We start from the raw sequence: 14,322 nt of genomic DNA, 5'->3' as shown, positions 1-14,322 counted from the left end.
GCCGTTCCACTAGAGCAAATTCATCGTTCCTGATAGGTCTGTCGCAGTATTTTAACGTCCCCTGTTTCTTTTCTTCCGACTGATCGAGGCGCCCGTGAGCCTGCTCACCATCACCGACCTGACCCTCCGCATCGCGGGCCGTACCCTGCTGGACAATGCGTCCCTCAGCGTGGACCCGGGACGCAAGATCGGTCTGATCGGCAAGAACGGTGCTGGAAAATCCACCCTTCTGGCCGCGATCGCCGGTGATTTCGCCCCCGATGGTGGCACCATCACCCTCGCCGCTCGCGCTACAATGGGCCGCGTCAAACAGGAAACCCCCTCGGGCAGCACCTCCATCCTTGATACGGTCCTCGAAGGCGACCTAGAGCGCACGCGCCTGCTTGCGGAAGCCGAAACCGCGACCGACCCGGCCCGCATCGCCGATGTTCACGAACGCCTCATCGCCATCGACGCCTACACAGCCCCCGCCCGCGCCGGCGCCATCCTGTCCGGCCTCGGCTTCGATCAGGACGCACAGAACCGCGCCGTTTCGGACTTCTCGGGCGGGTGGCGGATGCGCGTGTCGCTTGCAACAGCTCTGTTCCTGAACCCCGATCTGCTGCTGCTTGACGAACCGACGAACCATCTCGACATCGAAGCTACGCTCTGGCTGGAATCCTGGCTCGCGAAGTTCTCGGGTGCAGCGATCATCGTCAGCCATGACCGCTCCCTGCTCGACAATACCGTCGATGCCATCGCTCATCTCGATCACCAGAAAATCAGCATCACCCCCGGCGGCTACGACAATTTCGTCCGCATCCGCACGGAACAGGCGCTTCAGCAGAACCGTGCCGCCGAACGCATTGCAGCCCAGCGCGCCCATATGCAGTCCTTCGTGGACCGCTTCCGCGCCAAGGCCACCAAAGCCAAACAGGCCCAGGCACGCCTGAAGGCCCTCGAACGCCTCCCCCAGATCGACAGCGTCGTGGAAGACACCCCCACCCGTTTCTCTTTCCCCGAACCGCAGCCTTTGCCGCCCCCGATGCTGAGCCTGAACAATGTCAGCCTCGGCTATGATGGTCGCGTCGTACTCAAGGGGCTGAACCAGCGTCTGGACATGGAAGACCGGATCGCCCTGCTCGGCCAGAACGGGCGCGGCAAATCCACCTTCGCCAAACTGCTGGCCGGTCGACTGGAGCCGATGTCGGGCACCTACACGCATTCCCCCAAGCTGAAGATCGGCTATTTCGCCCAGCACCAGAGCGACGAACTCGTCCTGACCGACACACCCATCGACCACATGAGCCGCGCCATGCCGGACGCGCTCCCCGCAGCCGTCCGGGCCCAACTCGCCCGGTTCGGCCTCGATGAAAACCGTGCGGAAACAAAAGTTGGAGAGCTCTCGGGCGGCGAAAAGGCCCGCCTGCTCCTCGCTCTCTCCACTCGCGAAGCCCCACACCTGCTGATCCTCGATGAGCCAACCAACCATCTCGATCTCGATGCCCGTGACGCCCTGATCCGCGCGCTATCGGCATTTGAGGGCGCTGTCGTCCTCATCAGTCATGACAGCCATCTCGTGGAATCGGTGGCTGACCGATTCTGGCTTGTCGAAGACGGCACGATCGCTCCCTTCGAGGGCGACATGGTCGAATACCGTGCTTGGCTCCTCGAACGCGCCCGCAAGGCCCGCGCCGAGATGGCCGAGCGCAACAAGGCCGTGACGACATCAGACAACAACAGCTCCTCGTCGGCCCAAAAACGAATCGACCGCAAGGAACAGACCCGCGCCCTCGCCCCTCTGCGCCGCAAAATCCGCGACGCAGAGAGCAAAATGGCCCAGCTCACCGGAGAGAAGACAAAAATCGAGGCCAGACTCGCCGATCCGGCCCTCTATCAGTCCGGCGACGCCTCGGAAGTGACGTCCCTGAACGTCCATCTCGCCGCGCTCAACGCCACCCTCGAAACCGTTGAGGAAAACTGGCTCGAGGCCCAGGCAGAGCTTGAAGATGCCACTGGCTGAAGCTCTGAGATTTCTTGACAGGGAACCATCAACGGCGGCACCGCGACCAACACGACGGCCGGGAAGAACGGCACGCTCGATCTAAACTTCCTGCACTACAACAGCATTACGAAGGCCACGATCAGCAACGACTATCTTGCAATCACCAGAGGCCGCGGAAAAACTGGCTTACAATTACAGCAGCTATGCAGGCCAGACCGTAACCCTGTCGCGCAACACAGACGGCAGCACCCTCATCCATCTCCAGGAAGGCCCCTTCCTCCCGGCTACCCGAATCGCCACGCCCGACGGCGAGCGCGCTGTCAAAACTTTCGACAGCGTCGTCACCCCGAACGACCAGACCCGCCCCTCGACTTGGTTCGGTCGAGCCCATGCCGTCTTCAGCCTGCCGGACGATATCAGCGATGTCCGCATCCTGTCCCGCACCAACCGACCCTGTAACGTGATCAGACCGTTCCTCGACCACCGTCGCAATCTCGGCGTTCTGGTCGGTGACGTGACGCTGTTCGAAAACGCCTCCATCCGTCAGGTCACCTCACGACGGACGCCGGTGGATGGCATGACCGTTCAGCCACCCCATGCGCTGGAGCGCCGGCAACACCACGCTCAGACTGGGCTCCGGGCAGTCCGTCCGGTCCCGGTAGTCTCCGCGGTGCCCTGCGTACCCGCTGGCAAAAGAAGGGGGGACCATTGACCCCCCTTTCCTCTGCCCATAAGCCAGTTGGCACCGACTGACCAAGGACAGACCTTTCCCCATGCCCATCTCCTTTTCCGATCAGGCAGAACGCAGCGAGACGGAACCTCGTGCGCGGGAACTGTCCAAAATCGCCGGTTTACTGCGCATCACGCTAACCCTCACACTGGGCCTTCTGGCGATCTGGCTAATCGGCGATGTCCTGGCCGTGATCTTCGCCTCCGCCCTCGTGGCGATCGTCCTGCACGGGCTGGCGCGCATGCTCCGGCGTCACGTTTCCGTCATCCCGTATCAGGGAGCAGTCGCCCTGGTCACTGTCGTGATCCTGGTGGCTCTGTTCAGTCTGGGCTGGTACAGCGGCCCGGCCATCAGCGACCAGTTCATCCGACTCAAACAGGCCCTCATCACCCAATCCGGCGAACTGCGCACCCATCTCTCCGGCTCAACGCTCGGACAGATGGTTCTCGATCACCTGCCCTCGTCGCTGGGCGGCAATGCTGCAAGCAACGCAAGCCTCGGCTCATTGGGCTCAGGCCTCGCAGGCTCGGTCACGGGACTTCTCAGTTCCGTGTTCGGCATCCTCGGAACCCTTCTGGTGGTCCTGATCGCCGGGCTGTATTTCGCACTGAGCCCGGCCGTCTATATCGACGGCGTGCTGCGCCTCGTCCCCACTCAGCACCGCCCCGCGGCGCGAGAACTGATGTTAACCGCCGGCTCCACCCTCTGGGCCTGGACCGCCGGACAGGCGCTGGACATGCTGGTGGTCGGGATGCTGTCGGGGATTGGTCTTTCGTTAATCGGGATCCCGCTAGCCCTAGCGCTGGGCGTCGTAGCAGGCCTGTGTAATTTCATTCCCTATATCGGCGCCATTCTCGGCGCAGTTCCCGCCGTCCTGCTTGGCCTGTCCCTAGGCACCCACGAAGCCCTGTTCGTCGGCATCCTGTACTGCGTGATCCAGTTTTTCGAAGGCAACGTCCTTGCCCCGCTGATCCAGCGCCGCGCGGTTCACATGCCCCCCGCCCTCGCCATCCTGTCGCAGACAGTCTTTGGCTCCATCCTCGGCGCGCCCGGCCTGATCCTGGCGTCCCCCATCACGGCTGCCCTGCTGGCCATGGGTGACAAGGCCACAGCCCCACTCGAAGACGAAAACCAGACCCGCCGCGCCGTCGGGGAAGTCACGGAAGAAGAAGAAAAACAGCAGGAATGATTTTCTGCTTGCTTCTGACGTAAGGTCATCACCCTTGATGATGCGTCAGGAGCCTGATGATGAACAAACGAACCCTGACAATCGGCGAACTGGCTACCATAGTCGGCGTCACGCCCCGCGCCCTCCGGCACTTCGAGGCAGCCGGGTTGCTACGCCCGTGTCGCGCGGACAATGGCCGTCGCGTCTACAGGGCCGCCGATGTCGGGACTCTGACGCATATCCTGCTCCTGAAAAGAGCTGGCTACACCCTGAGAGAAATCGCCTCCCTTTCGCACGGGCCGCTCAACGCAAAACGACTTCTGCAGGCCCAGCTCTCTGTCCTTGAAACACGTCGCGCAGACCTTGATGCCGTTATCGCTCAGATCAAGGCTGCCTGTGTGCTGATGTCAGAAGACACTGTGCCAGACCTGAAGTCCTTCTGCGCCCTTATCAGTAAAGGACAGGATCACATGACACATAACGCCATGAAAGACGTATTGCGCCACTATTTCACACCCGAAGAACAACAGCGCTGGCAGGAGATGGCCAACAGCCATTTCCCTCCGACGGACCGCACAGCCTACGCGGAACAGTGGAAAAAACTGATCGCCCAGTGCGAAGACGCCCTAAGCCGGAATGTCTCTCCCCAGAGTTCCGAGGCGGCCGAACTGCTAACGGCCTGGAAAACCCTTCAGCAACCGCTTCAAAACGCGACAGGCCCCGAACTGTGGCGCAAGGCAAACCAGATGTATCTGGAGCGTAGCAACTGGGAGACCGCCGAGCGAAAGCTGCCCTTCAGCCCGGACGTTCAGAACTTCATTATTGCGGCTGCGCGCCATCAGGCTGCAACGCCATGAGCTGCGCATCCGGAAAAGCATTCATCCGGAAAGGCCCCCCCTTCGCCAGCTGAATCCCGACGATGTCGTCCTGCTTCTTGTATTTCCAGATGGAAATGATGACGGGCTGCCCCTGTGCCCCGGCCATCTCAAGGACGACCTTCGGAGCAAGATCTGTCTTTTCCCCCGAAGGGCCCCAGGCGGTTTCATGCGACTGGAGCCACAGATTGACCTTCTGGACTTCTTCGGCGGTCAGTTCACGGCTGACGGGTGCGCTCAGTTGCCCGACAGTCACTTTCGGAAATTTCCAGGCATGCAGCAGCGGCCAGGTCACGAACCAGATAATGCCCACCGGAATGAGAACAAGCGCCGCAAAAACCAGCAGAAGTTTCTGTTCACGTCTCACGCCTGTTCTCCTGCCCAACGATTGAGGGCTGCAATGATGTAGCTGACGTCATCGTCCGTCAGTTCGGGATGAATGGGAAGAGCCAGAACCCGCGCACCAAGCCCCTCGGCCACCGGTAGCACGGCACCATCGTGATGCGGCGCATAGGCCGGCTGACGGTGAAGCGGCTTGGGATAATAAATGGCCGTCGGAACACCAGCCTCCTTCAGAAACGCCTGAAGCAAATCCCGCTTGGCTGCATCGGGCAACAGGATCGTATAAATCGCCCAGGCGCTCTCGCTGTCAGCAACGCGTACGGGTGGGATAATGCCTTCCGGCATGGCAGCATCATAGGCCGCAGCAATCTCATCCCGACGCTTCAGCTCGTCCCCGAACACATCGAGCTTTGCCAGCAGCACCGCAGCCTGCAGCGTATCCAGCCGCCCGTTGATGCCGATCCGCTCGACTTCGTAGCGCGTGCGACCTTCCCCATGCGTGCGCAGGGAATGATACAGCGCCGCCAGATCATCATCGTCCGTCAGGATCGCACCACCATCCCCATAACCGCCCAAAGGCTTGGAGGGGAAGAAGGACAACGTGGTTGCCTTCGCCTCATGTCCCAGACGACGACCATGATAGGTCGCACCAAAAGACTGTGCACAGTCGGCCACCAGTGTCAGATCTTCCTGCGCGGTCCAGGCCTTCAGCTCGTCCCAAGGCGCAGGCTGACCAAACAGATCCACCCCGATCACCACCCGCGGTTCCAGATCCCCGGCCTGGCGCACGACCTCAAGCCGCTCCTTCAGGGATTCAAGACTGATCTGGAAAGTCTGCGGGTCCACATCCACAAAAACCGGCGTTCCACCCAGCAGCAGAACAACTTCCGCCGTCGCCGTATAGGTAAAGGCGGGCAGAAAAACCGCATCTCCCGGACCGATCTCCTCGCCCATCAGCACCATGAGCAGCGCATCCGTTCCGGACGACACACCGATCGCATATTTCGCGCCCCCGAACTCCGCAAGGCGCTGCTCCAGTTCCTGCACCTCAGGGCCAAGCACGAAGCGGCAATGCGCCATAACGGCGTCCACACGCTTCTGGATACTGCCACCAAGGCGCGCCTGCTGTGCGGGAAGGTCGAGAAAAGCAATCTGCCGTGTCATGGCGCTATCATCTCCGGATCGGGATGGGACATCGCAATCGGCATTCCGCCGTCGCGGTTATGAAGGAATTCAGGGACCAGCCTGTACAGGATGCTCATGATGGCGCCCAGATCACTCGCGTGACAGGCCGCCTCCAACTCATCCATCGCGGCTGCCGCCACCTTGAAATCGACAGTGCGCGGAGACGCCATCCGCAGGCCCGGCGCATCGGTCGGAACCGGCGCCTCACGCCCGTGAAACAGTTCCTCGAACAGCTTTTCGCCCGGTCGAAGGCCGGTGAAACGGATCTCGATATCGCTCTCGGGACGCAGACCTGCAAGGCGAATCATCTGGAACGCCAGATCCATTATCCGCACCGGATCGCCCATATCGAGCACAAAAATGCCGCCCTGCTTCAGGCGCTGATCGGTCGCATCGTTCTCCGAACGCTCATGCGTGCCACGGACTGCCGCCTGTAACACAAGCCCAACCGCCTCGGGCACCGTCATGAAGTAGCGCGTCATATCCGGATGCGTGACCGTCAACGGCCCACCATGCTCAAGCTGGCGACGGAACAACGGCACGACCGACCCCGTAGAACCCAGCACATTGCCGAACCGCACAGTCACGCAGCGCATACCGCCCTGCCCGGCCCGCGCACGCATGTCGAGCGCCTGCCCGTATACTTCCGCACAACGCTTGCTGGCCCCCATCAGACTGGACGGATTGACCGCCTTGTCCGTGGAAATCATCACCATCGCCTGCGCACCCGCACGCTCAGCCTCATCCGCCACGATCCGCGTGCCGATCACGTTCGTCAGCACACCCTCAACCGGATTATCCTCGACAATTGGCACGTGCTTGAGCGCAGCCGCATGAAAAACAAGCTGCGGCCGGTACGTCCCGAACACTTCCGCCATCCGTCTCCGGTCACGCACATCCGCGATGATCTGATGGCGCTTCACGTCTGCAAAACGCTCGGCAATATCCAGATTGATCTGCCACAGCGCATATTCGCTGCTCTCGATCAGCAACAGCATGGCCGGCTTGAAAGACGCAATCTGCCGAGCCAGTTCGGAGCCGATACTTCCCCCGGCCCCTGTCACTGCAATAACGCGTCCACAAATTAGGCGCGCCATCCCCTGCGAATCGAGCGCCACAGGCGGACGATTCAACAGATCCTCAATCGCGATCGGACGAAGCTCCACCCGGTCCGCAGGCTGCAACGCCGTGAGCGACGGTGTGCGCTGCACATCGATATCATACGCCCGCGCCGCCTCGAGGATCTGGGACAGTTCCCGGCCCTTGATCTCTCCTGCTGTAATGACCAGCGCATCCGGCAGTTTCCCTGAAGAGAACAGCCGCTCCAGAATGACGGGCGTTTCGCTGATCGTTCCCAGAATCGGACAATCATGAATACGCCGCCCGGCCTGCTGCGCGCCCCCCGTCAGAAGCCCCACAACGCGGCGGTTGTTCTCGCTGTCGCGCTCCATTGCCCGGATGAACAGATCAGCTTCATGGTCTGCTCCGAGCAGCAGGATGCGCTCACCATTCAGAGCCAGACTTCTACGCCGCGCCGCCAGACGCCACATCATGCGGATGGCCCCCAGAAACACGAGCAGGACCAGCGCATGAATGATGGGGAAAGTCGGCGTCGGCAGCGGATAACCCGCCACATGCAGCAGTTCCGCAAACAACAGCGCACTCAGCACCGACGCACAGGCGATATTGAACAGGTCCGCTACCCCCGAAAACCGCCAGTACTGCTGCGGGATACGGAACGGCAGCCCCCCCACCAGCAGCGTGATGCCGCCTCCGGCAATGAACCACAGCGGATGCAGCCACCCCCCCGCCGGATCAGCCAGCCATCGCGCCACGGGAGCGGCGGCGGCCGACACGACTCCATCCAGCACGACATTGAGCGCGATGCGCCGCGCCGGCGTCGAAGCGCGCGGGGACGGACCGGAAGGGGGCATTGAGGCCGGGGATATGGGCCCTGTAGGATGAACAGATGTCACGCGCCCCTTATAGCGCCAAAAGCCTCCCTCCCATAAAGTCGTCCCATGCCCTTTTCTTTCCAGAATCTGACCAGCGGCGTTACGCTCTCCTGCATAGCCGCTGTCGTGCTGTGCAATCTCCTGATCCTGCTCATGATCCGCGCCGGCGTTCTGGACCATCCCGTCGCCCGAAGCTCCCACACACGTCCGACGCCCAAAGGCGGCGGGATCGGCATCGTCGGCGCCTTCATCCTGTGCCTGCCTCCCGCCCTGTACGAGGCCCATGCGTCAATGCGTATCGTCCCCGCCATCACGGGACTGCTGGTCGGCATGATCCTGCTCGGCACAGTTTCATGGCTCGATGACGTCCGCCCTTTCCCCGCGCGCTACAAGCTCGCGGCCCAGTTCGTAGCGGCAATCGCCGCAGCAATCGGAACCGGCGCAACCCTGCCCGAAATGATCCCCTTCGTGCTGGCTGCCGTTTTCATCACGAACGCCCTCAATTTCATCGATGGCATCAATGGCCTGGCCTCGGGCGTCATGGCCATCTCGGCGCTGCTCCTCGCCAGCACAGGCCTCATGCCCGTCGCATTCGTCCTACTCGCCGTCTGTCTGCTGAGCTTCCTACCTTATAATTTTCCGAAAGCGCGGATCTTCATGGGCGATGTCGGCAGCCAGCCAATCGGCCTCGCCATCGCCTGGGGCGGCATGACCGGCTTCGGCACGGGCAGCGGCCTGCTCGTCATCGCTCTGCTTTCAGGCGTGCTGTGGGACGTAACGTTCACGCTGGCACGCCGGGCACGCGCCGGTGACAGGCTCGCGCAGGCCCATCGCGGCCACCTTTATCAGCTGGCCGTCCGTTCAGGACTGCCCGTCCCGCTCGTCACATGTCTTTACTGGGGGTTTGCCCTCTGGGGCGCTGCGGCTTTCGCCACAGGTCAGATCATCACGATGGTTCTGATGATCGCCCTGCCACAGCTTGCGTGGACAGGATATGTCTGCACGCGGGCCAAAACCCGCGTGCAGGACCGCTGGTAATCCAGCGGCTTAAATCAGCCGGCGCGACGGCTGCTCAAACGCTCGACAGAAGCCGAAGCGCGTTCAGTGCGAGTAGAGCGCGTGCCGGAAGCTTCCGCCATGACCGCGCGCATTTCGCGCAGGAAAGTGGAACCCTTCAGCGTGCGCTGCACCAGCACCGAGCGACGATCCAGCGGATCGACCTTGCGGCGTGCCAGATCCAGCTCGCCCAGACGGTCGAGCGCACGGGTGATGGCAGGCTTGGACACCTTGAGTTCCAGCGCCAGGCCACGAACCGTGTGAGCCCCGTCCCGCAGATAGCAGGTCAGGAAGACGGCAAGCTGGCGAGCCGACAGATCGGGTCCGTCACGACGAACCATCGAAACGATGGTGTCGCACAGAAGGTTGAGCATCTGATCATTGGTAGCCTGAGGCATGATCTCTCTCCTAAGCAGTCCCTCCCTCATCTGTTGTCCGATCCCATAACAGGAGCCGACGGAATGAGGGTCGACGTGAAATTGTATCTGCCTCTCCATGTCCGGAGAGACCGTAGTCTCATTTACGTGGTGTTTCGAAACGCATACGCAAGCATACGGGTTCCAAAACAACCCAGTGGACAATGCCTCTGCATCGAAACGATGAAAGGGCGTATGCCTCATTAAAGCGCGTTTGACACCCTAATCTTTTAACACTCCGTTGCTCGGCCACACTGTTCGCCGAGTGAAACGCTTTATGGAAGCTCAGGAATTATTATGAATTCGTGACAAACTCTCCAGAATTGCCCGAAGACCAAGCACTTCTCCCCCCTCGGGGCGGCCCGGCCGGACACCGTCATTCCACGCATAAGTGTCGATATGCGCCCATTTTTGGCCGTCCGGAACGAATTTCTGAAGATAGAGTGCGGCTGTAATCGCCCCTGCCATCGGCTTTGAGGTCACATTTCCAAAGTCGGCTACTGTACTATCCAGCCATGCATCGTAACCATGCCAGAGTGGCATTCTCCACATTACATCAGCGGTCGATTTTCCCGATTCGAGAATGAATGATGCCAGTTCATCGTCATTACTGAACAGCGCGGGCACATCCGGACCGAGTGCCACACGCGCAGCACCCGTCAGGGTTGCAGCGTCCAGAATGGCATCCGGACGACTTTCAGAAGCCTCCGTTATGAGATCACACAACACTAGGCGCCCTTCCGCATCCGTATTGCCAATCTCGACCGTCTTGCCACTGCGCGTCCGCAGCACATCCCCAGGCCGCATGGCATGACCCGAGACGCTGTTCTCGACACAGCCCAGACGGAGCTCCAGATCCACATCCAGCTCAAGATCGATGGCAGCGCACATAACGGCCAGCATCAGCGCAGCCCCGCCCATGTCCTTCTTCATACGCAACATGCCTGCCGCGCCCTTGAGATCGTACCCTCCCGTATCGAAACACACGCCCTTGCCGATCAGAGAAATCCGCGGCGCACCCTCACGGGCCTTCCACCGCGCCACGACCACGACCGGCTTACGCTCCGATCCCTCGCCCACTTCCGCCAGACACGGATACGCACTCCGCAGATCACCCCCGTCCACAAGACTGACGCTCGCCCCGCGATGCACCAGCGCCGCACCGGCCATATCCGCCAGTTCCCTCGGCCCTAGCAGATTTGCGGGCATATTGATCAGATCCCGCCCGAACCAAAGTGCCTTCGACAGCGCAACGGGACGCTTCACCTCATCTGGCACGACCATCCGCGTCGTGACAGGCTTGTCCTCCCCAAGACTGAAACGATACGCCCCCATACAAAACCCGAGCAGCGCACTCTCCAAAGCGCCCTCGTCAAACCCATGGAGCACCGCCGTCCAGTCTCCATCCGGCAGAGCCGTCCCCAGCTTACCAAAAGCCACCGGATCATTGGCGCGTGCGGACGCCACACACAGGATCGCTGCCCCAACACCTCCGTCACCCGGCAGCAAGGTAAAAGCGCCGTCCTTTGCGGAAAATCCCTGCCCCTGAAGAAAGGCCGCATGCTCCCCCAGAAGGCGCGAGACGGTCGCACTATCCTCACAGGCCACCAGATGAACCAGACGGGCGGAAGCCGCGTCGGCGGACGTTACGAAGGGAAGCTGGGGATGCAGATTCATAAGACTTTCTTCCTCAAATACAGGTCCCGCCCGATAAAGATCATCGGGGAACGCTCCAGATGCTTGCTTTTGCCCCGCAGGCACCCGACCATTCAGACATGAAGGGTGCATTCCACGGAACCTCGTCCGGTCATCATACCATGCCAGCCAGCATCCGTGCTGCCCTTGGCCCCACCAATACCGGCAAGACCCATTATGCCTTAACGCGCATGATGGCCCACGCCTCCGGCATCATCGGCTTCCCCCTGCGCCTGCTGGCCCGGGAAAACTACGAGCGCCTGGTGAAGCTCAAAGGCGAACGCAGCGTCGCACTCATCACAGGCGAAGAGAAAATCGTACCCCCCGGAGCACGCTGGTTTTCCTGCACCGTCGAAGCCATGCCACTGGACCGCAAGGCCGAGTTCATCGCCATCGACGAAATCCAACTCGCCTCGGACCCGGACCGGGGCCACATCTTCACGGACCGCCTGCTTCACGCGCGCGGCACGGTCGAGACACTCTTCCTCGGTGCCGAAACCATCCGCCCACTGCTCCAGAAACTCGTCCCGGGCATCGAGATCGACATCCGCACCCGCCTCTCCAGCCTCGCCAGCACGGGACACACGAAGCTCTCCCGCCTGCCACCACGCTCCGCCATCGTCGCCTTCTCCATGAGCGAGGTGTACGCACTGGCCGAAGTCATCCGCAGACGCCGTGGCGGCTGTGCCGTCATCATGGGACAGCTCAGCCCCCGTACCCGCAACGCCCAGGTCGAACTCTATCAGAACCGCGAAGTCGATTATCTCGTCGCAACCGACGCCATCGGCATGGGTCTGAACATGGACGTCGATCACGTCGCCCTGGCCCAGCTCAGCAAATTCGACGGCACGGTCCCGCGCCCCCTGTTCCCGCAGGAAATCGCCCAGATCGCCGGACGTGCTGGACGCGGCATGAAAGACGGTACCTTCGGCACCACGGCCGACTGCCCGCCCATGTCCAGCGCCCTCGTCGAAGCCGTCGAACAGCACCGCTTCGACCCGATCCAACGCCTCTATTGGCGCAACCACGAACTCGACTTCAGCAATCCCGCCAACCTGCTCAAAAGCCTGACCCAGCCGCCCCCGCTGCGTGGCCTGACTGCAGGCCGCGTGGCCTCGGACGTCACGACACTCGAATCCCTGATGCTCGATCCGGACATCCGCGAGAGCGCCCGGGGCAAACGCGCTACCATGCTGCTCTGGGACGTCTGCCAGATCCCCGATTTCCGCAAACTCGGCGACGACAGCCACACCCGTCTCTGCGCGCGTCTTTATATGCATCTGCTCAAGGAAGGCTCCGTTCCCGCCAACTGGATGGAAGGCCATATCCGGGGCCTGGCCAAGACCGAAGGCGATATCGATACCCTCATGCACCGCCTCACCGGCGTGCGCGTCTGTTCCTATGTCGCGGCCCGCACCGAATGGAGCCGCCATTCCGCGATTTGGCAGGAACGCGCCCGCGAGGTCGAAGACCAACTCTCCGACGCCCTGCACGAACGTCTCACAGCACGTTTTGTAGACCGCCGCGCCACAACACTCCTGCGCCGTCTCGACAATGACGGCGACCGCACCCTGCTTTCCGCAGTCAAACCGGACGGAGAAGTCCTCGTCGAAGGACACAGCATCGGCCGCATCCGTGGCTTCACACTGGAAACAGATGTCGCCTCCGGCCCCGAACGCCAGATGATTCTGCGCGCTGGTCGCAAAGCCCTCATCCACGAAATCCCGCGCCGCATCCGCATGCTTCAGGACGCACCCGACACATCCCTAAGGCTGGACAGCACGAACGGCGAACTCTTCTGGGAAGACATACCCCTCGGCCGCCTCACCGCAGGGCCGTCCCTCCTGCGCCCCACCATCCAGCTTTTCCCAGCCGAGTTCACCGACACGGTCCAAAAAAACCATGTCGAAACCCGCCTGCTGAGCTTCGTGGCCCATCTGATCCAGACAGACCTCAAGCCCCTATACCGCAGTCAGACACTCGCCGAGCGCGAAACCCAGCTCCGCGCCATTTTGCACCGTCTGATGGAAGACGGCGGCATCACCGAAACGCTGCCCGAAGACCACGCACTCCCCCCCGCGCTCAGAAACCGGTTGCGCAAAGGCGGCGTCGAGGTCGGACGTTTCTCGATCTACTGCCCGTCCCTCTTCCGAAACCGTCCGCTCGCGCTTCTGGGCCTCCTGCACGCCCTGCACAGCAAAACCCCGCTCCGTCCCACCGCACCCGGACGCGTCTCCCTCCCCTGGAGCGACATTCACGGGCAGTTCGGCTGGATCCGGGCGGCCGACACCGGCCTGCGCCTCGACATCGCAGAACGCTGTATCGCGGACATGCATCACCTCGCACTCCGTCGCGATCACGCCGCCCCGACAAATCTGGCCTCCAGACTGGGCGTAAAAGCCGAGATGCTCCCTGCCATTCTCAAGGGCCTCGGCATCGCGCACCAGCCGCCCGAGACACAGTCCGCCACCCATGCAGGTCCACCCCGCCCACTTATGATCCTGAATGACCGCAAAACCCGGGCCGCCCGCAGACGCAGATCCGCCGCGCACCAGCCCCCTATCAAACGCCCGTCTCCGCCACGAACCGACAGCCCCTTCGCGGCACTCGCAGCCCTGAGGGAAAAAATCCGTCCATGAGCGAAGACTACCAGCGGCTGGACCAGTGGCTGTATTACGCCCGCGTCGCCAAAACTCGCCCGCTCTGCGCAGCCATAATCAGCAAGGGGCGCATCCGCATTAACCGGCAGCCCACCAGCAAGCCCCATGCCAAACTTCACATTGGCGACATATTGACTTTTCCGGCCGTTTCTGGCGGAGAAGTGCGCGTGTGGCGCGTCTTGGATCTTGGTGAACGCCGCGGTCCGGCAAAAGAAGCCGCACTTCTTTATGAAGCCATCACAGAAGACGGCTGACG

At 61.8% G+C, this 14,322-nt stretch carries 12 protein-coding genes; 7 read left to right on the top strand and 5 right to left on the bottom strand.

All coding sequences use genetic code 11. The annotated features are described in order from the left end of the window. Nucleotides 1-94: 94 nt before the first annotated feature. The 4 genes from GSP01_RS02015 to GSP01_RS02000 all read left to right on the top strand — a co-directional run bounded on the left by GSP01_RS02015 (nt 95) and on the right by GSP01_RS02000 (nt 4,739). Nucleotides 95-2,002, top strand: a complete 1,908-nt coding sequence (locus tag GSP01_RS02015; RefSeq protein ID WP_141350070.1) for an ABC-F family ATP-binding cassette domain-containing protein — start codon at nt 95-97, stop codon at nt 2,000-2,002. Between the two features lie 136 nt (nt 2,003-2,138). Continuing rightward, nucleotides 2,139-2,696, top strand: coding sequence for a Hint domain-containing protein (locus GSP01_RS02010; protein ID WP_141350068.1), 558 nt, complete (start codon nt 2,139-2,141; stop codon nt 2,694-2,696). A 61-nt stretch (nt 2,697-2,757) separates the two neighbouring features. Continuing rightward, on the top strand, nt 2,758-3,903 hold the full coding sequence (locus GSP01_RS02005) for an AI-2E family transporter (protein ID WP_141350066.1): 1,146 nt from the start codon (nt 2,758-2,760) through the stop codon (nt 3,901-3,903). Between the two features lie 56 nt (nt 3,904-3,959). Next, nucleotides 3,960-4,739 carry a MerR family transcriptional regulator gene (locus tag GSP01_RS02000; RefSeq protein WP_141350063.1) on the top strand — a complete coding sequence of 260 codons (780 nt, stop codon included), beginning with the start codon at nt 3,960-3,962 and terminating at the stop codon, nt 4,737-4,739. Here the strand turns inward: GSP01_RS02000 and GSP01_RS01995 are convergent. From GSP01_RS01995 to GSP01_RS01985, 3 genes are read right to left on the bottom strand one after another with little or no spacing between them, the layout of a single operon-like run. Then, a complete protein-coding gene (locus tag GSP01_RS01995) occupies nt 4,702-5,124 on the bottom strand; it encodes a hypothetical protein (protein ID WP_141350061.1) in 423 nt (140 codons plus the stop codon). The two genes, GSP01_RS02000 and GSP01_RS01995, sit on opposite strands and share 38 nt — an antisense overlap. Continuing rightward, nucleotides 5,121-6,263: a DegT/DnrJ/EryC1/StrS family aminotransferase gene (locus GSP01_RS01990; RefSeq protein WP_141350059.1), complete on the bottom strand. Its 1,143-nt coding sequence runs from the start codon at nt 6,261-6,263 to the stop codon at nt 5,121-5,123. The genes GSP01_RS01995 and GSP01_RS01990 overlap by 4 nt, the downstream gene beginning before the upstream one ends. After that, complete coding sequence (locus GSP01_RS01985; protein ID WP_141350057.1) at nt 6,260-8,218, bottom strand: polysaccharide biosynthesis protein; 1,959 nt, start codon at nt 8,216-8,218, stop codon at nt 6,260-6,262. The genes GSP01_RS01990 and GSP01_RS01985 overlap by 4 nt, the downstream gene beginning before the upstream one ends. A gap of 87 nt (nt 8,219-8,305) precedes the next feature. On the opposite strand from GSP01_RS01985, the gene GSP01_RS01980 reads away from it, so the two are divergent. Further along, on the top strand, nt 8,306-9,277 hold the full coding sequence (locus tag GSP01_RS01980; protein WP_141350055.1) for a glycosyltransferase family 4 protein: 972 nt from the start codon (nt 8,306-8,308) through the stop codon (nt 9,275-9,277). Nucleotides 9,278-9,291: 14 nt separating this feature from the next. Here the strand turns inward: GSP01_RS01980 and GSP01_RS01975 are convergent, their stop codons facing one another. Continuing rightward, nucleotides 9,292-9,693 (bottom strand): MarR family transcriptional regulator, encoded by a 402-nt coding sequence (locus GSP01_RS01975; protein ID WP_024717011.1) that lies wholly within the window; start codon nt 9,691-9,693, stop codon nt 9,292-9,294. A 303-nt stretch (nt 9,694-9,996) separates the two neighbouring features. Then, complete coding sequence (locus GSP01_RS01970) at nt 9,997-11,388, bottom strand: M17 family metallopeptidase (protein WP_141350053.1); 1,392 nt, start codon at nt 11,386-11,388, stop codon at nt 9,997-9,999. A 98-nt stretch (nt 11,389-11,486) separates the two neighbouring features. On the opposite strand from GSP01_RS01970, the gene GSP01_RS01965 reads away from it, so the two are divergent. Beyond that, nucleotides 11,487-14,045: a helicase-related protein gene (locus GSP01_RS01965; protein WP_167495456.1), complete on the top strand. Its 2,559-nt coding sequence runs from the start codon at nt 11,487-11,489 to the stop codon at nt 14,043-14,045. Beyond that, nucleotides 14,042-14,320 (top strand): RNA-binding S4 domain-containing protein, encoded by a 279-nt coding sequence (locus GSP01_RS01960; RefSeq protein WP_141350049.1) that lies wholly within the window; start codon nt 14,042-14,044, stop codon nt 14,318-14,320. Before GSP01_RS01965 ends, GSP01_RS01960 begins: the two co-directional genes overlap by 4 nt. Nucleotides 14,321-14,322: the final 2 nt, after the last annotated feature.

The organism is Gluconobacter sphaericus NBRC 12467, assembly GCF_006539125.1.
Lineage (GTDB): Bacteria > Pseudomonadota > Alphaproteobacteria > Acetobacterales > Acetobacteraceae > Gluconobacter > Gluconobacter sphaericus.
Note: the sequence above shows the minus strand (reverse complement) of the source record. Positions and strands in the feature narration are given on the sequence as shown.